Source organism: Actinoallomurus acaciae (assembly GCF_042429965.1).
Lineage (GTDB): Bacteria > Actinomycetota > Actinomycetes > Streptosporangiales > Streptosporangiaceae > Actinoallomurus > Actinoallomurus acaciae.
In genome coordinates this window covers 1-18,369 of the sequence record NZ_JBHLZP010000120.1, presented here as the reverse complement: position 1 = coordinate 18,369, position 18,369 = coordinate 1, and the positions used below count along the sequence as shown (strand labels likewise).

Annotated in this window: 19 protein-coding genes and 2 pseudogenes; 17 read left to right on the top strand and 4 right to left on the bottom strand. The window is 71.2% G+C overall.

The window, feature by feature from the left end; genetic code table 11:
• From ACFFNX_RS52380 to ACFFNX_RS17935, 11 genes and pseudogenes are all read left to right on the top strand, one after another.
• A pseudogene (locus tag ACFFNX_RS52380) lies at window positions 1-127 on the top strand (tRNA lysidine(34) synthetase TilS); the annotation flags it as partial.
• Window positions 128-166: 39 nt separating this feature from the next.
• A complete protein-coding gene (locus tag ACFFNX_RS17980) occupies window positions 167-1,003 on the top strand; it encodes a TilS substrate-binding domain-containing protein (protein WP_446678517.1) in 837 nt (278 codons plus the stop codon).
• A 34-nt stretch (window positions 1,004-1,037) separates the two neighbouring features.
• Window positions 1,038-1,610 carry a hypoxanthine phosphoribosyltransferase gene (hpt, locus tag ACFFNX_RS17975; protein ID WP_378202973.1) on the top strand — a complete coding sequence of 191 codons (573 nt, stop codon included), beginning with the start codon at window positions 1,038-1,040 and terminating at the stop codon, window positions 1,608-1,610.
• 191 nt (window positions 1,611-1,801) lie between these two features.
• Window positions 1,802-3,811, top strand: a complete 2,010-nt coding sequence (gene ftsH / locus ACFFNX_RS17970; RefSeq protein WP_378202970.1) for an ATP-dependent zinc metalloprotease FtsH — start codon at window positions 1,802-1,804, stop codon at window positions 3,809-3,811.
• On the top strand, window positions 3,808-4,404 hold the full coding sequence (gene folE, locus ACFFNX_RS17965; protein WP_378202967.1) for a GTP cyclohydrolase I FolE: 597 nt from the start codon (window positions 3,808-3,810) through the stop codon (window positions 4,402-4,404). Before ftsH ends, folE begins: the two co-directional genes overlap by 4 nt.
• A 151-nt stretch (window positions 4,405-4,555) precedes the next feature.
• The gene (locus tag ACFFNX_RS17960) at window positions 4,556-6,316 is read left to right on the top strand and encodes a phosphatidylglycerol lysyltransferase domain-containing protein (protein ID WP_378202979.1); all 1,761 of its coding nucleotides are present in this window, start codon (window positions 4,556-4,558) and stop codon (window positions 6,314-6,316) included.
• A gap of 203 nt (window positions 6,317-6,519) precedes the next feature.
• Complete coding sequence (folP, locus tag ACFFNX_RS17955; protein WP_378202964.1) at window positions 6,520-7,371, top strand: dihydropteroate synthase; 852 nt, start codon at window positions 6,520-6,522, stop codon at window positions 7,369-7,371.
• A gap of 13 nt (window positions 7,372-7,384) precedes the next feature.
• Window positions 7,385-7,828 carry a nuclear transport factor 2 family protein gene (locus ACFFNX_RS17950; protein ID WP_378202961.1) on the top strand — a complete coding sequence of 148 codons (444 nt, stop codon included), beginning with the start codon at window positions 7,385-7,387 and terminating at the stop codon, window positions 7,826-7,828.
• Entirely contained in the window at window positions 7,818-8,183 is a 366-nt protein-coding gene (gene folB / locus ACFFNX_RS17945) for a dihydroneopterin aldolase (protein ID WP_378202958.1), read from the top strand. Before ACFFNX_RS17950 ends, folB begins: the two co-directional genes overlap by 11 nt.
• Window positions 8,180-8,701 carry a 2-amino-4-hydroxy-6-hydroxymethyldihydropteridine diphosphokinase gene (gene folK, locus ACFFNX_RS17940; RefSeq protein WP_378202955.1) on the top strand — a complete coding sequence of 174 codons (522 nt, stop codon included), beginning with the start codon at window positions 8,180-8,182 and terminating at the stop codon, window positions 8,699-8,701. Before folB ends, folK begins: the two co-directional genes overlap by 4 nt.
• Window positions 8,698-9,171, top strand: a complete 474-nt coding sequence (locus ACFFNX_RS17935) for a DUF3180 domain-containing protein (RefSeq protein WP_378202952.1) — start codon at window positions 8,698-8,700, stop codon at window positions 9,169-9,171. Before folK ends, ACFFNX_RS17935 begins: the two co-directional genes overlap by 4 nt.
• 122 nt (window positions 9,172-9,293) lie before the next feature.
• On the opposite strand, the gene ACFFNX_RS17930 is transcribed toward ACFFNX_RS17935, so the two are convergent.
• Entirely contained in the window at window positions 9,294-10,499 is a 1,206-nt protein-coding gene (locus ACFFNX_RS17930) for a serine hydrolase domain-containing protein (protein WP_378202949.1), read from the bottom strand.
• Window positions 10,500-10,643: 144 nt separating this feature from the next.
• Here ACFFNX_RS17930 and ACFFNX_RS17925 point away from each other — a divergent pair, with 144 nt between their 5' ends.
• Together ACFFNX_RS17925 and ACFFNX_RS17920 are read left to right on the top strand one after the other, a co-directional pair.
• Complete coding sequence (locus ACFFNX_RS17925) at window positions 10,644-11,798, top strand: sensor histidine kinase (RefSeq protein ID WP_378202946.1); 1,155 nt, start codon at window positions 10,644-10,646, stop codon at window positions 11,796-11,798.
• Window positions 11,795-12,454 carry a response regulator gene (locus tag ACFFNX_RS17920; RefSeq protein WP_378202943.1) on the top strand — a complete coding sequence of 220 codons (660 nt, stop codon included), beginning with the start codon at window positions 11,795-11,797 and terminating at the stop codon, window positions 12,452-12,454. Before ACFFNX_RS17925 ends, ACFFNX_RS17920 begins: the two co-directional genes overlap by 4 nt.
• On the opposite strand, the gene ACFFNX_RS17915 is transcribed toward ACFFNX_RS17920, so the two are convergent.
• Entirely contained in the window at window positions 12,455-13,120 is a 666-nt protein-coding gene (locus ACFFNX_RS17915; protein WP_378202940.1) for an NAD(P)-dependent oxidoreductase, read from the bottom strand. It abuts the gene before it with no gap.
• A 169-nt stretch (window positions 13,121-13,289) separates the two neighbouring features.
• Here ACFFNX_RS17915 and ACFFNX_RS17910 point away from each other — a divergent pair, with 169 nt between their 5' ends.
• Window positions 13,290-13,652 carry a winged helix-turn-helix transcriptional regulator gene (locus ACFFNX_RS17910; RefSeq protein WP_378202937.1) on the top strand — a complete coding sequence of 121 codons (363 nt, stop codon included), beginning with the start codon at window positions 13,290-13,292 and terminating at the stop codon, window positions 13,650-13,652.
• Between the two features lie 3 nt (window positions 13,653-13,655).
• On the opposite strand, the gene ACFFNX_RS17905 is transcribed toward ACFFNX_RS17910, so the two are convergent.
• Window positions 13,656-14,819 (bottom strand): NADH-quinone oxidoreductase subunit D, encoded by a 1,164-nt coding sequence (locus ACFFNX_RS17905; protein WP_378202934.1) that lies wholly within the window; start codon window positions 14,817-14,819, stop codon window positions 13,656-13,658.
• Between the two features lie 56 nt (window positions 14,820-14,875).
• On the opposite strand from ACFFNX_RS17905, the gene ACFFNX_RS17900 reads away from it, so the two are divergent.
• From ACFFNX_RS17900 to ACFFNX_RS17890, 3 genes are all read left to right on the top strand, one after another.
• The gene (locus tag ACFFNX_RS17900) at window positions 14,876-15,520 is read left to right on the top strand and encodes a PH domain-containing protein (RefSeq protein WP_378202931.1); all 645 of its coding nucleotides are present in this window, start codon (window positions 14,876-14,878) and stop codon (window positions 15,518-15,520) included.
• 167 nt (window positions 15,521-15,687) lie between these two features.
• Window positions 15,688-17,004 (top strand): PH domain-containing protein, encoded by a 1,317-nt coding sequence (locus ACFFNX_RS17895; RefSeq protein ID WP_378202928.1) that lies wholly within the window; start codon window positions 15,688-15,690, stop codon window positions 17,002-17,004.
• 1 nt (window position 17,005) lies between these two features.
• On the top strand, window positions 17,006-18,184 hold the full coding sequence (locus ACFFNX_RS17890) for a cytochrome P450 (protein WP_378202925.1): 1,179 nt from the start codon (window positions 17,006-17,008) through the stop codon (window positions 18,182-18,184).
• Here the strand turns inward: ACFFNX_RS17890 and ACFFNX_RS17885 are convergent.
• Window positions 18,144-18,369 (bottom strand): annotated as a pseudogene (locus ACFFNX_RS17885) (hypothetical protein); the annotation flags it as partial. The gene ACFFNX_RS17890 and the pseudogene ACFFNX_RS17885 overlap by 41 nt on opposite strands.

Genomic DNA, 18,369 nt, shown 5'->3' with positions numbered 1-18,369 from the left:
CGACGTCCTGCCCGCCCTGGAGAAGGGCCTGGGCCCCGGCATCACCGCCGCCCTGGCCCGTACCGCCCGCATGCTCGGCGACGACGCCGACGCCCACGACAACGGGGCGGCCGAGGCGGCGGCCCAGGCGGAGGCCGAGGCGTCGGCCCAGCCGCCGGTTGAGGCGGTGGTCCAGCCGCCGGTCAAGGAGGCGTCGGTCCAGGCGGTCGTTGAGGGAGTGGTCCAGCCGTCGGCTGAGGCGGCGGCACGGGCATCGGCTGAGGCGGCGGGTCGGGCATTGGCCGAAGCGTCGGTCCAGGCGGCGGCGCAGGCATTGGCTGAGGCGGCGGGTCAGGCGTCGGCTGGGGTGGCGGGTCGGGCATCGGCTGAAGTGTCGGTCCAGGCGGTGGTTGAGGGAGTGGTCCAGCCGCCGGCTGGGGCGGCGGGTCAGGCATCGGTCGAGGCGTCGGCACAGGCAACGGCTGGGGCGACGGTCCAGGCGGCGGCACAGGCACTGGCTGAGGCGGCGGCGCAGGCATTGGCTGAGGCGGCGGCGCAGGCATTGGCTGAGGCGGCGGGTCAGGCGTCGGCTGGGGTGGCGGGTCGGATATCGGCTGAAGTGTCGGTCCAGGCGGTGGTTGAGGGAGTGGTCCAGCCGCCGGTCGAGGCGGTGGTCCAGGCATCGGCCCAAGCGGCGGGCGAGGGTGCGGCCGAAACGGCGGCCCAAGCACCGGCCGAGGCGCCTTCCGCCGCGGCGGAAGGCGATTCCGGCGTGGTTCGGGTGCTCGGTGTGCGGGTCCTGGCCGCGTTGCCCCGTGCCGTCCGTACGCGTGTCCTGCGCCGCATCGCGATCGAGGCGGGCAGCCCCCCGGGTACGCTCGCCGCTGTGCACATCGATGCGGTGGACGCCCTGGTCACCAGGTGGCACGGCCAGTCGCACGTCGACCTGCCCGGCCGCGTACGGGTGCGGCGTAGGTATGAAAAGCTGCTCTTCGGGCCATCCGAAATCCCACGAAAAGACTAAATCCTGGTGATCCTCCGACCTGGAAGGGTTTGTGGTGGACGAAGCCGACATGCGGGCTGACCTTGAGAAGGTGCTCATCCCGGAGGAGGAGCTGCAGGCCAAGATCCGGGAGCTCGCCGCCGAGATCGACCGCGACTACGAGGGCCGCGAGCTCCTGCTCGTCGGAGTCCTCAAGGGCGCGGTCATGGTCATGGCCGACCTCGCCCGCGCGCTGCACACGCCGATCTCGATGGACTGGATGGCGGTCTCGTCGTACGGCTCGGGGACCAAGTCCTCCGGCGTCGTGCGCATCCTGAAGGACCTGGACGCCGACATCATGGGCCGCGACGTGCTGATCGTCGAGGACATCGTCGACTCCGGCCTCACACTTTCCTGGCTTCGCAGCAACCTCGAATCGCGCGGGCCGGCCTCGCTGGAGGTCTGCACGCTGCTCCGCAAACCGGACGCCGCCAAGATCGAGGTCGGCGTCAGGTACATCGGCTTCGACATCCCGAACGAGTTCGTGATCGGTTACGGCCTGGATTACTCCGAGCGCTACCGCAACCTGCCCTTCGTCGGAACACTTGCGCCGCACGTCTACGGTGGAAGTGGGGAACAAGAGGCTTAGCCTCGTACGTTCCTAGTTGCGAAGTGGGGCGCCGGACGTCGTGCTGCGGTCTTCCGCGACACCGGTGTACCTTCGTTATCTCGGGCTCCTTGCGGGCCGTACTCAGGAAGACCGCCTCGGCGGGCGTTCGCGCGACGAGGTCTGATGACGCTGGTCAGGAGGGACGGGCCCCACCACGGGGTTCCGCATAAATGGATCTGAAGCGCTACTTTCGCGGGCCGTTGCTCTGGATCTTGGCCTTCGGGGCGCTCGTACTCCTCGTCATGTACGGGATCAATCCCGGAGGCTCGTACGAGAAGGCCGACACCTCGAGGGTCGTGCAGGCCATCCAGAACAATGAGGTGACCTCCGCCCAGATCATTGACAAGGATCAGCGGATCGAGGTCAAGCTCAAGAGCGGCAAACAGCTGCAGGCATCCTGGGTCGACGGCCAGGGCCTCGATCTCGCGCGCCAGTTGCAGACCAAGGCGGCGGCCGGCCAGATCAAGAGCTACACGGTCTCGGTGCCGAAGCAGAACGTTTTCTTGAGCCTGTTGTTCAGCTTCCTGCCGATCGTCGTCGTCGTGCTGATCTTCCTGTTCATCATGAACCAGATGCAGGGCGGCGGCTCGCGGGTGATGAACTTCGGCAAGTCGCGCGCCAAGCTGGTGACCAAGGACACGCCGAAGACCACGTTCGCCGACGTGGCCGGGGCCGACGAGGCCATCGAGGAGCTCCAGGAGATCAAGGAGTTCTTGCAGAACCCGGCCAAGTTCCAGGCCATCGGGGCCAAGATCCCCAAGGGCGTGCTGCTGTACGGCTCGCCCGGCACCGGTAAGACGCTGCTCGCCCGAGCCGTCGCCGGCGAGGCGGGTGTGCCGTTCTACTCGATCTCCGGTTCGGACTTCGTGGAGATGTTCGTCGGTGTCGGTGCCTCCCGGGTCCGCGACCTGTTCGAGCAGGCCAAGGCCAACGCTCCCTCGATCATCTTCGTGGACGAGATCGACGCGGTCGGCCGTCACCGCGGCGCCGGCCTCGGCGGTGGTCACGACGAGCGCGAGCAGACGCTCAACCAGCTGCTGGTCGAGATGGACGGCTTCGACGTCAAGGGCGGCGTGATCCTGATCGCCGCGACCAACCGGCCCGACATCCTCGACCCGGCGCTGCTGCGTCCTGGCCGCTTCGACCGGCAGATCGTCATCGACCGGCCCGACCTCGAGGGCCGCAAGGGCATCCTGCGGGTCCACGGCCGCGGCAAGCCGTTCGCGCCCGACGTCGAGCTCGACACGATCGCCCGGCGCACGCCTGGCTTCACGGGCGCCGACCTGGCGAACGTCATCAACGAGGCGGCCCTGCTGACCGCCCGCATGGACCGCAAGCAGATCGACATGGACACCCTGGAGGAGTCGATCGACCGGGTCATGGCGGGTCCGGAGCGCAAGAGCCGGGTCATGTCCGACCAGGAGAAGAAGACCATCGCCTACCACGAGGGCGGCCACGCCCTGGTGGCGCACGCCCTGCCGAACGCCGATCCGGTGCACAAGATCACGATCTTGTCCCGCGGCCAGGCGCTGGGCTACACGATGACCCTTCCGATGGAGGACAAGTTCCTGGCGAGCCGCTCGGAGATGCTCGACCAGCTCGCCATGCTGCTCGGTGGCCGTACGGCGGAGGAGCTCGTCTTCCACGAGCCGACCACCGGCGCGGCCAACGACATCGAGAAGGCGACCTCGATCGCCCGCAAGATGATCACCGAGTACGGCATGAGCGAGCGTCTCGGCGCCCGCAAGTTCGGCGAGGGCAACGGCGAGCCGTTCCTGGGCCGTGAGATGTCGCACAGCCGCGACTACTCCGAGGAGATCGCCTCGGCGATCGACGACGAGGTCCGGCGCCTGATCGAGTCCGCCCACGACATCGCGTGGGAGATCCTGGTCGAATACCGCGACGTCCTCGACGACCTCGTGCTCAAGCTCATGGACAAGGAGACGCTCTCCAAGAACCAGGTGCTTGAGATCTTCGCCCCGATCCAGAAGCGGCCGGCCGCCCCGTCCTACAGCGGGTACGGCAAGCGGCTGCCGTCGGACCGTCCGCCGGTGCTGACGCCCAAGGAGCTCGCGCTCATGGGTCCCAAGGACGTCAAGGACCTGACGCAGGGCAACGGCAGCGGCACGTCGCACTCGGTCGACCGCGAAGAACAGGACGACCGCGAAGGCCCGGCGTGACCTCAGCTCCAGAGCCGTACGGACCGCCGATCGACCAGGCACGAATCGAGAAGGCGGTCCGCGAGATCCTCATCGCGGTCGGGGAGAACCCCGACCGCGATGGTCTCGTTGACACCCCCGCGCGGGTCGCACGGGCCTACGCCGAGCAGTTCGCGGGCATGCGCCAGCGGCCGGAGGACGTCCTCAACACGGTGTTCGACGCCGATCACGACGAGATGGTGATCGTCAAGGACATCGAGGTCTACAGCATGTGCGAGCACCATCTGGTGCCGTTCCACGGTGTGGCGCACGTCGGTTACACCCCCAACGACAAGGGCCAGATCACCGGCCTGTCGAAGCTCGCCCGGCTCGTCGACGTCTACGCGCGCCGTCCGCAGGTGCAGGAGCGGATGACCTCCCAGATCGCCGACGCCCTCGTGGAGGTCCTCAGTCCCCGGGGGGTGATCGTCGTCGTGGAGGCCGAGCACCTGTGCATGACCATGCGCGGCGTACGCAAACCCGGAGCCAAGACGCTCACCTCGGCCGTACGCGGCGACTTCCGCGACGAGCCGAGCACCCGCGCCGAGGCGATGAGCCTCATCCTCGGCCGCTGAACCAACGACGCCGGCTCGGCGTCGTACCAAGAGTCCGCGGTGTTACCGTGACACGGGGACGAACCGCCGTGACGCCCAGCGGTACAACCCAAAATGGGGAATACGGAATCACGCGCGGCTAGTACCCGGCTGACTACGCTGTGGGGCCGTGATGGTGGAGTCGAAGCGTGAGACGTCAGGACGTCCCGAAGGCGACGTCCAGGAGCGTCGTCGCCAGCGCCGATGGGTTCCGGCGCTGGCCGGCTGGCTGACCTTTCTCGTCGGACTGCATGACGTCCTCGGGGCGCTCATGCCGGAGTGGCACCGCCGTATGGTCCGCGTCGACGAGTTCGTTCCCGGGTCGGTCAACAACGCCGCCCGCACCGCGACCCTGATCGCCGGCCTGCTGTTCCTCCTGCTGTCCCACGGCCTGCGCCGCCGCAAGCGCCGGGCCTGGCGCGCGGTCGTCGTTCTGCTGGCCTTCACGGTCTTCTCCCACATCGTCAAGGACTTCGCGATCTCCGCGCTCGTCGCGGCGGGCGTACTCGCCGCCCTGATCTACTTCCGCGGGGAGTTCTACGCGACCGGCGACCCCCGCACCCGCTGGCGCGCGCTGTGGGTCGGACTGTTCCTCGCGGCGTTCAGCGTCGCGATCGGGCTGCTGTTCATCACCTTGAACGCCCGCGGCCTGCAACAGCACTACTCCTTCGCGGACCGGCTGGAACACGTGGCCGCGGGCCTGGTGGGCGCCACCGGGCCGGTGACGTTCGTCTCCGACCGCAAGAACGACCTGTTCAGCCTGATGCTCGGCTCGCTCGGCCTGTTCACCGGCCTGGCCACGGCCTTCTTGTTCCTGCGGCCGGCCGAGCCCGCGCCGTCGCTGTCGGCAGAGGATGAGAAGCGCATCCGCGAGCTGCTCGACCGTCACGGGGCCCGTGACTCGCTGGGCTACTTCTCCCTTCGCCGCGACAAGAGCGTGATCTGGTCGCCGACCGGCAAGTCCTGCGTGACCTACCGGGTGGTCTCCGGCGTGATGCTGGCGGGCGGCGACCCGATCGGCGACCCGGAGGCGTGGCCCGGCGCGATCCAGGCCTTTCTGGAGGAGGCCGCGGCCCACGCCTGGGCGCCGGCGGTGATGGGGTGCAGCGAGCTCGGCGCGGAGATCTGGTGCCGCGAGTCGGGCCTGTCGGCGCTGGAGCTCGGCGACGAGGCGATCGTGGACGCGGCCGAGTTCTCCCTCGACGGCCGGACGATGCGCAACGTCCGGCAGATGGTCAACCGGGTGGGCCGCCAGGGGTACGTCGCGGAGATCTGCCGGGAGAAGGACTACGAGCCCGAGGAACTGCGGGCCCTGTGGGAGCGGGCCGGCACCTGGCGCGGCACCGACAACGAGCGGGGCTTTTCGATGGCGCTCGGCCGGGTCGGCGAGCACGGCGATGAGGAGTGCGTGTTCGCCACGGCCACCAAGGACGGCGAACTGCACGCCATCCTGCACTTCGTCCCCTGGGGTACCGACGGCCTCTCCCTGGACCTGATGCGCCGTGACCGCTCCGCGCAGCCGGGCCTGAACGACTTCCTCATCGTCGAGGCGCTCAGGGCGGCGCCCGACCTGGGGGTCAAACGCGTGTCCCTGAACTTCGCGGTCTTCCGCGCCGCCCTGGCGCGCGGCGAGCGCATCGGCGCCGGCCCCGTGCTGAAGGCCTGGCGCGGCCTGCTGGTCTTCCTCTCCCGCTGGTTCCAGATCGAGTCGCTGTACAAGTTCAACGCCAAGTTCCAGCCGGTCTGGCAGCCCCGGTTCTTCGTCTACCCGAGCCTGAACGACGCCCCGAGGATCGCCCTGGCGGCCCTGGAGGCCGAGGCGTTCATCGTCTGGCCCCGGTTGCGCCTCCCGGGCCTGAAACGCCCTCCGCGCCGCGCTCTGCCCGCGCCCTGACGGGAGTGGCCCTGCATGACAGGGATGTCAAGGCGGGCAAGAACATCCTGGCGGCAGGTCTGGCCGTGCCGGCCGGTGGGAGGTGACGTCGGGCACCCGGGACGCTCTCGGGCGCAGCCGCCGCAGGGGACTGGAGCCTCGGCCCACGCGGACGGGAATCCCCGCCCTTCAGGGCGAGGAGCAGTCAAACTAGGCTGACCGGTATGACCACGAGCATCGCCGGCCTCCCCGCCCCCGGGCGCTGTCTCGTCATGGGCGTGATCAACGTCACCCCCGACTCCTTCTCCGACGGCGGTGTCTGGTTCGACCACAAGGCGGCGATCCGGCACGGCCTCGACCTGGTCCGGGAGGGCGCCGACATCGTCGACGTCGGCGGAGAGTCCACCCGGCCCGGCGCGCAGCGCGTGTCGCGGCAGGAGGAGCTGCGCCGCGTCGTCCCGGTGATCGAGGCCCTCGCCGCCGAAGGCGTGCCGGTCAGCGTCGACACCATGCGGGCCGAGGTGGCCGAGGTGGCGGTCGCGTCCGGCGCGCGACTCGTCAACGACGTCAGCGGCGGTCTCGCCGACCCCGCGATGTCGCGTGTGGTGGCCAAGGCCGGTGTGCCGTATGTCGTGATGCACTGGCGTGGGCACAGCCACGACATGGACACCCGCGCCGTCTACAAGGACGTGGTCCGCGAGGTGGCGGACGAGTTGCGAGCCCGCATCACCGCCATCGTCCGCGAGGGCGTGGATCCCGCCCAGCTGATCGTCGACCCCGGTCTCGGCTTTGCCAAGCGCCCCGAGGACAACCACAACTGGAAGCTTCTGGCCCATCTGGACGCGCTCTTGGAGCTGGGGCACCCGGTGCTGGTGGCCGCGTCGCGCAAGCGGTTCCTCGGCCGGCTGCTCGCCGCGCCGGACGGCACCTACCGGCCGTTCGGCGAGTCCGACGACGCGACCGTGGCGATCACCGCGCTGGCCGCCGCGGCCGGTGCCTGGTGCGTCCGCGTGCACAATGTACGGCCCAACGCCGACGCCGTACGCGCCGCGGCCGCATGGGGGGCCGCCCGGTGATCAAGGAGCCTTCGTGACGGAGATCGACGTGAGCGCCGTGGAGGCGGTCAACGCCGAGTTCTACGCCGCATTCGAGTCCGCCGACCTGGACCGCATGGGCCTGGTGTGGGCGGATGGGCCGAACGCGGACGACGTGGTCTGTGTGCATCCGGGCTGGCCGCTGCTGCGCGGCCGGAGCACGGTGCTGCGCTCCTGGGCGTTGATCATGGCGAACACCCCGTACATCCAGTTCGTGCTCACCGACATGCAGGTGCGGATCTCCGGCGACCAGGCGGTGGTGTCCTGCTCGGAGAACATCATCACGGCCGTCGAGGAATCGGCCGACTCGCTGACCACCGGGGGAAGCGTGGTGACCACCAATGCGTTCATCCGTACGGATGAAGGATGGCGGATGTGGCTGCACCACGGCTCGCCCGTGCTGAACCGCGAGGAGGAAGACGACGAGGATGGGCACTGACCGGATCGCCCTGAGCGGGCTGCGCGCCCGCGGGCGCCACGGCTGTCTGCCGGCCGAACGCGAGCTCGGCCAGGAATTCGTGATCGATGTGATGCTGGGTCTCGACGTCCACCCGGCCGCGGCGGAAGATGATCTCCTGCGTACCGTTGACTACGGCGCGCTGGCCGACCGGCTGGTGGCCGTGGTCGAGGGCGAGCCCGTCAACCTGATCGAGACGCTGGCCGAACGCCTGGCGGCAGTGTGCCTCGACTCGCCCCAGGTCGAGGAAGCGGAGGTCACCGTGCACAAGCCGAGTGCCCCCGTGCCGCACCCCTTCACCGACATTGCCGTGACGATTCATCGGAGCCGCCCATGACGACATCCACGGAGAAGCGCCACACCGTACTCTCCCTGGGCAGCAACCTCGGCGACCGGCTCGACAACCTCCAGGAGGCGATCGACGCGCTCTTCGACGCGCCCGGTCTGGACTTCATCGGGCTGTCGCCGGTCTATGAGACCAAGCCGGTCGGCGGCCCCGAACAGGGCGACTTCCTCAACGTCGTGATCGTGGCGAACAGCCGGGTGTCGCCGCAGTCGCTGCTCGAGCGCGTGCTGGCCATCGAAGAGTCCATGGCCCGTACACGCGAGGTTCGCTGGGGTCCGCGCACGCTCGACATCGACATCGTCATGATGGGGGATGTGACCTCCGACGATCCGGACCTGCTGCTGCCGCACCCGAGGGCGCGCGAGCGCGCGTTCGTGCTCCGGCCGTGGTGCGACCTGGAACCCGACGCGACGCTGCCCGGCCAGGGGCGCGTGACCGACCTGCTGCCGGACGTGGCCGACCAGGAACTCCGGCGCCGCGACGACCTCTCTGTCCAGCCGCCCGCGTGAAGCCGACCCGAATCCCCGCCCTCGTCGTCACGCTGGTCGTGGTGGCGGCCGTGACCTGGGTGATCGTACGCTTCCTGTACGTCTCGCTGCCGCTGCTGCCCTGGACGATGGTGCCATCGCTGCTGCTCCTCGCCCTCGGCGAGCTCTACACCGCCCTGGTCACCCGGTCCCGCATCCAGCGGAAACCGGGCACCAAGCCGGTCGAGCCGCTGGTCGCCGCCCGGCTGGCGGCCCTGGGCAAGGCGAGTGCGTACGCCGCGGCCGTGCTGGCCGGGGTGTTCGGCGGCATGGCGATCTACCTGGCGTCCTCGCTGGACAAGCCGACGCCGCGACGTGACTTCTACGTCAGCGGGGGTACGACGCTGGCGGCGATCGCCCTGATCGTGTGCGCCCTCATCCTCGAACACGCCTGCCGGGTGCCCAAGGGCCCCGAGGACGAGGACCAGCGCCGGTCCGCCTCGCGTCTCTGATGGCCTCCGGAGAGACCCTGCGGACGATCGCGCTCGCCCTGCCGGAGGCGCGGGAGCGCGAGTCCACTGAACCGACGAGAGGTCGTCCACACCATGGGGACGGCCTCTCGCCGATCTGCCGGTCAGCGTCCGGTGGCGAGATCGGGGTCCAGTACGGCGGCGGCGATATTTTGGATGTAGGGGCTCTCCGAGCCGTCCTTGTTGCCCGTCGGGTTGAGGGAGTAGACCAGCACGCGGCTCAGGTCGCGGGTGGCGAACAGGCCACTCGTGTAGCCCGGCCGTGAACCGGTCTTGCCCCAGGCGGTCAGGCCGTTCGGCATCGTCGTCCTCATCAGCCCGGCGCTGTAGCAGGCGTGGCCCGCATCCGGGCCGATCACGCAGTTGTCCGTGCCCAGGTACGGCACGTCCGGGACGGTGAACATCTCGCCCAGCTCCGACGCGGGCACCAGGCGGCCCTGGAAGATCGCGGTCAGGAACGTCCGCAAATCGGCGCTGTTGGAGATCAGGCCGCCCTCCGCCCACGGGTACGGGCTCTGCGCCGAGACATCGCGCAGGGTCGTGGTGCCGTCCTTGGCGACCGCGACGTACCCGTGGGCGTGCGGGCTGGGCAGGCGCGGGTCGTGGCGGTCGAGCACATAGGTGTTCCGCAGGCTCAGCGGCCCGATGATGCGCTGCCGCACCTCGTGGGCGTACGTGCGGCCGGTCAGGCGTTCGACCAGCAGTCCGGCGATGTAGTAGTTCGTACCGTTGTAATCCTGCTTGGTGCCGGGCGCGAACTTCATGGGATGGCTCACCGCGTCCTCGACGATCTGCCGTGGGGTCCAGCTGTCGAAACGGTGGTCGGCGAACCACTGCGCGTCGCCCTCGCCCAACGTGCTGTCGGGCAGGCCGCTCGTGTGGTTCAGGAGCCGGCGCACGGTGATCGTCGGGTACGAGGCGGGGAGCAGGCCGGGCAGATAGTGCTGGACGGACTGGTCGAGGTCCACCTTGTGCTCGGCGGCGAGCTGCAGAAGCACCACGGCGGTGAACACCTTCGAGATGCTGCCGATGCGGAAGTTCCCGTCGGCCTGGACGGATCGGCGCGTGACGATGTCCCGTACGCCGGAGGTGCCGCTCCACTGGCCGGCCGAGCCGGTGACGTTGATGAGCGCGCCGGTCACGGTGGCGTTGGGCACGTCGGCGATCGCCGCCCGCAGCAGAGCCGGGTCGAGCGGCGGCAGTGCGGCGGAGGACCGCTGGACGGGAGCGGAGGCCGAGGCCGGCGCCGAGGCGACGGCGGGGACCGTGAGGGCGAGGAGAGCGCCGATGGCGGCCAGATGTCTTCTCATGCCGGTCATCCTCTGGACCGGCGCCCCTCCGGCGGATCGCCGGGCACACCGATCTTTGCGCCTCACCCGCACGACCGAGGAGCCCGCCGGGGATCGGTCGCGCGGGCGACGCGCCGCCCGCTCACCTTGGCCGATACTGAGGCCGTGCGTCTCCCCCCGATCCGGCCGCGCGTCGGCGAGCCCTACGTCACCGACACGGTGGTCGCCCTGATGGTGCTCGCGGTCGTCTACGCGCCGTTCGTGCTCCCGAGGGCGAACCAGCCGGGTCCGTTCTCGCCCTGGGCGTGGGTCTTCACCGCCGGTACGGCGCTGCCGCTGATCTGGCGTCGCCGGTTCCCCCTGGCCTGCCTGCTGGTGATCTTCGCCGCGCTGTTCTGCTACAACCAGGTTCGGCACGCGGCCAGCGAGCCGGTCGCCTGGGGCATGCTGGTGGCCGCCTACTCCATCGCCTGGGGCGGACGGCGTGTCCGGGAGTTGGCCGTGCTGCTCGTGATCGGGGCGGTCGCGATCGCCTTCTCCCGCAGCCTGACGACCAGTCTCATCGGAGTGCTCACCACGACCGGCGCGTACGTGCTGGGGCTGCTGGCCCGGCACCGGGAGATCCGCCTGCAGGCGCTCGCGCGCCGGGCCGGTGAGATGGAGCGCGAACGCGAGCTGGACCTGGCGCGTGCGGCGACCGCGGAGCGGGCCCGGATCGCCCGCGACATGCACGACATCCTCGCCCACGCCGTCAGCATCATGGTCGTGCAGGCCGAGGCGGGGCCGGTCGTCGTACGGGCGGACCCCGACCGCGCCGAGCAGGCCTTCGACGCGATCGCCGGGGCGGGCCGCGACGCGATGGTGCAGCTCCGCCGCATGCTCGGGGTGCTGAAGGAGAAGCGCGACACGGGCAGCCGGGCGCCGCAGCCCACCGTGGCGAGCCTGCGCGCGCTGGTCGAGCAGGTCGACGGCACCCCCGGCCTCAAGGTCGGCCTGCGCGCGTCGGGCGAGGCACGAGCGCTCCCCGCCGACGTGGACGTCGCGGCGTACCGGATCATCCAGGAGGCTCTCACCAACACGGTCAAGCACGCGGGCGCGAGACGGGTGACCGTGAGCCTGGACTGGGGCGACACCGGCCTGGGGATCACCGTTGTGGACGACGGCGACGGCGCCGCCAAGACCGCCGGAACGGGCAACGGCCTGGTCGGCATCCGCGAGCGCGCCGCGGCCTGCGGCGGCACGGCCGAGGCCGGCCCGGTGCGCGGCGGCTACCGGGTGACCGCGACACTGCCGTACGCGCCGGAGGGGGCGCCGGCATGAGCATTCGTGTCGTCATCGCCGACGATCAGGAACTGGTGCGCAGCGGGTTCGCGATGATCCTCGACGCACAGCCCGGCATCGAGGTGGTCGCCGAGGCGGGCGACGGCGCCGCGGCGCTCGCGGCGGTCCACGAGCACCACCCCGACGTCGCCCTGCTCGACATCCGGATGCCGGGCATGGACGGCATCGAGGCGGCCCGTGCGGTGTGCGCGCAGACCGACTGCCGGGTGCTGATGCTGACAACGTTCGACCAGGACGACTACGTGTACGACGCGCTGTACGGCGGGGCGAGCGGCTTCCTGCTGAAGGACGTGCGCCGCGACGACCTCGTGCACGCGGTCCGCGTCGTCGCGGCGGGCGAGTCACTGCTGGCGCCGACGGTCACCCGCCGGCTGATCTCCGACCTGACCGCCCGCCGGCCCCGGCCGTACGCCGGGTCCGCGCGCCTGGACGCCCTCACCGCACGCGAGCGGGAGACGCTGAAGCTGCTGGGCCGCGGCCTGTCCAACGCCGAGATCGCGGTCGCCATGGTGGTCAGCGAGCACACGGTGAAGACCCACGTCAGCAACGTGCTCACCAAGCTCGGCCTGCGCGACCGCGTCCAGGCCGTGATCGCGGCGTACGAGTCCGGGCTGATCACCCCCGGCGCCCCCTGATCAACGGCCGGCGACCGACACGCGGGTGCGGTGATGCCGGGGCGTCTCGATCTCGTCGACGATCGCCACCGCCAGGTCCGCGTACGACAGATGCGCGTCCGGGGCCGGCGCCGCCTCCCCGCCGACCGCGTACCGTCCGGTCCGTTCCGCCTGCTCCAGCCGGGCGGGAGGCGTGAGCATGAGCCAGTCGACCGTCCCGTCCCGCTCCCGCAGCCGGTCCAGGCCCGCGGTGTGCGCGGCGGCGAACGGCCGGATCTCGGGCGGAAAGGCGGCCGGGTCGTCCATCACCGGGCGGCCCGAGGCGTCCTTCAGGTTCGCGAACAGCCCGATCGCCACGAGGCGGGGCACGCCCGCCGCGGCCATGCCGTCCAGGAGGGCGTCGGCGGCCGTGACGAAGAACTCCGGGTCCAGGTCGGCGAAACCCTGCTCCGGGCCGGTGAAGGGGCTCACCGCGTGCACCACGGCGTCGTGCCCGCGCACGATCGCGGCGGTCGTGCTCCGGTCCGTGACGTCGCCGCGCACCACGCGGACGCCGTCCGCCTCCAGGTCGCCGTGCCGCGCCGGGTCGCGGACCACGGCGGTGACCCGATGCCCCCGCGCCCGCGCCTCCGCCGTGACCGCCCGCCCGGCTCGCCCGCCCGCGCCGTAGACCGCGATGTCGCTCATGAGTCCTCCCTCGTCGGGGGAGGGACCGGGCGCGTGTGCTCTGATCCGCTCGCTCATCCCGATCCCTCCTGACGCACGTCGCTCGCGCGTCGGACAGGGACGGTATCCATCGGATACCGGTTACCTCAACGAAACCGGTCACCGGCGGAGCACCCTTAACCTCATGTCCATGACCGAGTCCACGGCGTTGCCGGAGTTCGATCCGCTGTGTCCCTCCAGCGCCATGCCGATCCAGATCGGCGGCAAGTGGACGGGCATGGTGGTGCGCTGCCTCCAGGGCGGCCCGCGGCGGTTCACCGAACTGAAGGAGCCCCTGCGCGGCGTCACGCCGAAGGTGCTCACCGAGACCCTGCGGGCGATGGAGCGCGACGGCCTGGTGAGGCGCACCGTCCACGACGAGAACCCGCCACGGGTGGAGTACACCCTGACCCCGCTGGGGCGCAGCCTCGTGCCGCTCATCGACGCCGCGCGGGCCTGGAGCGAGGAGCACCTGCCCACCCTGTTGCACGCCCGCGAGACCTACGAGCCGTAGCGGCTACTTGTCGATGTCGCCGACCACGAAGAACATCGAGCCCAGGATGGCGATCATGTCGGCGACCAGGTTGCCGGGCAGTATCTCGGTCAGTACCTGGATGTTGTTGAACGAGGCCGACCGCAGCTTGAGCCGCCACGGCGTCTTCTCGCCGTGGGAGACCAGGTAGTAGCCGTTGATGCCGAGGGGATTCTCCGTCCAGGCGTAGGTGTGCCCCTCCGGGACCTTCAAGACCTTCGGCAGGCGCTGGTTGATCGGGCCCGGCGGCAGGGCGGCCAGGCGTTCGACGCAGGCGTCGGCCAGGTCCAGTGAGACGTGCACCTGGTCCAGCAGGCACTCGAACCGCGCCAGGCAGTCGCCCTCGCTCCGGACCGGGACGCGCAGCACGTCGGCCAGCTCCCCGTACGCGAGGTACGGCTCGTCGCGCCGCAGGTCGAAGTCGACGCCCGCCGCCCGCGCGATCGGCCCGGACACGCCGTACTGCTCCACCTGCTCGCGCGTCAGCGCACCCACGCCGCGCGTGCGGGCGCGAAAGATCTCGTTGCCCGTGATGAGCCGGTCGATCTGGGCGACCCCGCGGCGTACGGCGGTGATCGCCTCGCTCACCCGGCCCAGCCAGCCCGCCGGCAGCTCTTCCTTCAGCCCGCCGACGCGGTTGAACATGTAGTGCATGCGGCCGCCGGAAATCTCCTCCATGACGTGCTGCAACTGCTCCCGCTCGGTGAAGGCGTAGAACATCGGCGTGATCGCGCCGATCTCCAGCGGGTAGGAGCCGAGGAACATCAGGTGGTTCAGCACGCGGTTGAGCTCGGCCAGCAGGGTGCGGGCCCACACCGCGCGGACCGGCACCTCCATGCCGAGCATCCGCTCGACCGCCATGACGACGCCCAGCTCGCTCGCGAAGGCCGACAGCCAGTCGTGCCGGTTGGCCAGCACGATGATCTGGCGGTAGTCGCGGACCTCGAACAGCTTCTCCGCGCCGCGGTGCATGTACCCGATGATCGGCTCCGCCGCGGCGATGCGCTCACCGTCGAGCGTGATGCGCAGGCGGAGAACGCCATGGGTCGATGGGTGCTGCGGCCCGATGTTGAGCGTCATGTCCTCGGTCGCGAGGTCCTTGACCCCCGACCCCACGCCCACGATGCGCTCGGTGCTCACAACGCCCATCGTGCCATGCCCAGGGTGTCGCGGAACGTGGGCCGGTTGAGGTTGACTGGGCTTCGATGAACGAGAGCCACCCGCACGCACACGAGCCGCAGGACATGCCGCCCGGCAGTCCGCAGATCCTGCCGCACGTGGCCGCGCCCGCGCCGCCGTTCGCATCACCCGCGCCACCGGGGCCGCCGGGCCCGTCGCCGGTGCCCATCGGCGGCCGCGCTGAGCAGGCCTTCGACCCGCCGGCCGGCATGGTGTGGGCCCGTGTGTCGCCCCGGCTGACCTGGCACCGGCGCATCGCCGTGCTGCTGTGGGCCCTGCCCGTCACGATCGTCGGCGCGTTCGTCCTCGCGCGCACGATCGGCCTCCTCGGCGGGATGATCTGGCTCGCGGTGATCGTGGTCGCGTGCGCGATGGGCTGGATCGTGGCCGAGCTGGTCTACCGGTCCTGGGGGTTCGCCGAGCGGGCCGACGACCTGCTGGTCACGCACGGCTTCTTCGTCAAGCACCTCGTCGTCGTGCCGTACGGCCGGATGCAGTACGTGGACGTGACGGCCGGGCTGCTCGAGCAGTGGCTGGGCGTGGCGACCGTGCGCCTGCACACCGCCGCGGCGGCCACCGACGCACGGATCCCCGGCCTGCCCGCCCGCGACGCCGCCGTACTGCGTGACCGGCTCGCCCAGAAGGGTGAATCGAGGTCGATCGGGCTTTGAACGCCGGACCGCCGGGGCACGGGCCCTACGGCCGGCCCGCCTTCGGGCCGCCGCCGGGACCTTACGGGCAGCCGGGCCCGCCGTACGGACCCCCGCCGTACGGGCCATCACACGGCCCATACGGTCCGTATGGGCCGGTCCCGTACGGACCGCCGCCTCCGCCGCCGGTGCACTTCTCCCGCGGCGTGCACCGCCTCCACGGGTCCACCGCGGTCATCAGCGCGCTGTCCGTCCTGGTGATCGTGTTCGTGCTCGGCGGCTACACCCTGCTGCTCAGCCAGACCGCCGACGGCGTCGCGGTGATCCTGACGCCGCGGTCGATCGCGCGGTTCCTGCTGGTCATGATGCCGGTGGCGGCGGTCGCGGCGATCATCGGCTTCTGGACCTGGTGGTCGCTGAAGTTCCACATCTCCGGCGACGACCTGGTGGTCGAGACGGGCATCGTCCGCCGCCGCAACCGCCGTATCCCGCTGTCGCACATCCAGGCGGTCGACGTCGCGCGCCCGCTCGTCACGCGGGTGTTCGGGCTCGCCGAGGTCCGCGTGGAGCTGGCCGGCGGCGACCAGGCCGAGACCCGGTTCCGCTACCTCGGCCGGCCGATGGCCGAGCAGTTGCGCGCCGAGCTGCTGGCCCGCGCCGCCGGACTCCCCGGCCACACGCCCGAGGCGCCCGAACAGCCGTACTGGCGCGTCGGCTTCGGCGCGCTGCTCGGCTCACAACTCCTCAAGCTCCCGGTCATCGGCGCCCTGATGCTGCTGGTGGCGCTGCTGGCGTTCGGCGTGGTCTTCCGCGAGCTGGGCGTGCTCGCCGCGGCGGTGCCGATGCTGCTCGGCCTGGCGCGCGGTGTCCTCGCGCCGCTGATCATGCACACGTTCTTCAAGGCCGCGCTGTCGCCGGACGGGCTGCGCCTGCGGTACGGGCTGATGGAGACGCGGATGCAGACCGTGCCGCCGGGCCGGGTGCAGGCGGTGCGGGTGGTCGAGCCGCTGCTGTGGCGCAGTTTCGGCTGGGCGCGGCTCGACGTCACCGTCGCCGGGTACGTCGGCGACCGCCAGGCGCTGTCCTCGGTGCTGCTGCCCGTCGCGCCGCGCCGTGTCGCCTTCCACCTCGTCGGCCTGGTCTTCCCCGGCACCGACGCGGAGGCCGTGCGGCTGCTGCCGGCGCCGCGGGCGTGGCTGCGCTCGCCGTTCGGCAGGAGCGCGGCCGGCACCGACGACGCCGTCTTCGTCACCCAGCGGGGCCGGATGTGCCGGCGGCTCGACGTCATCGCCCACGCGCGGGCGCAGAGCGTACGCATGACGTCGGGCCCGCTCCAGCGGCTGCTGGGCCTGGGCACCGTCCACGTCGACGCGCCGCCCGGTCCGGTCCAGGTGGCCGCGGAGAACCGCGATCTGGGCGAGGCGCGGGCGATCGTGGAGTCCGCCGCCGAGCGGGCGCACCGGGCGCGCGCCACCGACCAGCGCACCGACCGATGGGCGACCTGAGATGAGGTACGACCCCTGGTCCCCGGACTTCGTGGCCGACCCGTACCCGGCCTATGAGGTGCTGCGGCGCGAGCGGCCGGTCTTCTTCGACGAGCCGACCGGCCAGTGGGTGGTCTCCCGCCACGCGGACGTGAGCGCGCTGCTGCGCGATCGCCGCCTCGGCCGGTCGTACCTGCATGTCGCGACCCATGAGGAGTTCGGGCGGCCGCCGGAGCCGGAGTTCCTGGCGCCGTTCTGGCACCTCATCCGCGCCGGCATGCTCGACGTCGAGCCGCCCGACCACACTCGGCTGCGGCGGCTGGTGTCCAAGGCGTTCACCCCGCGGATGGTCGAGGGGCTGCGCCCGCGCGTCCGCGAGCTCGCCGCCGGTCTGGTCGGCGGGCTCGTCGAACGCGGCGGAGGCGACCTGCTCGCCGAGGTGGCCGAGCCGTTGCCGGTGACGGTGATCGCCGAGATGCTCGGCATCCCCGAGAGCGACCGGCACCTGCTCCGCCCCTGGTCGGCCGGCATCTGCGGCATGTACGAGCTGAACCCATCGGCAGAGGTGCAGCACACGGCGGTGCGCGCCGCGGTGGAGTTCTCCGACTACCTGCGCGGTCTCGCCCGGCGGCCGCGCGGCGACGACCTGATCGGCGCGCTGGCCGCCGTCGACGGGCTGACCGAGGACGAGCTGGTCGGCACCTGTGTGCTGCTGCTCAACGCGGGCCACGAGGCGACCGTCAACGCCACCGGCAACGCCTGGTGGGCACTGTTCCGCAACCCGGGCGAGCTCGCCCGGCTGCGCGCCGACCACGGCCTGACCCCGACCGCGGTCGAAGAGCTGCTGCGCTACGACACCCCGGCGCCGATGTTCGAGCGGTGGGTGCTGGAGGACGTCGAGGTGGCCGGGGTGCGCGTGCCGCGCGGCACGGAGGTGGCGCTGCAGTTCGCCTCCGCCAACCGCGACCCGGACGTCTTCGCGGACCCCGGCTCGCTGGACCTGTCGCGTGCCCCGAACCCCCACATCGGCTTCGGCGCGGGCATCCACTTCTGCCTGGGCGCGCCGCTGGCCCGGATCGAGCTCGCCGAGTCGATGGCCGCGCTCCTGCGCGCGGCCCCGAACCTGCGCCCGGTCGCCGAGCCCACGTGGAAACCGGGCTTCATCCTGCGCGGCCTGGAGTCACTTCCCGTCGCCGTGTAGCGGCCAGCACGCGGGGGACCTCGACGCCGACCGCCTGGACCAGCCAGCCGAACCCGCCCAGGCCCTCACGGTCGATCAGCTCGGCGTCCTCGCCCGCCGAGCGCAGGGCCTGGAGGTAGCCGCGCGGGTCGGTGCGGGCCAGCTCCAGCGGAGGCCGGGCGCCGCGCAGCCCCAGGGCGCGCAGC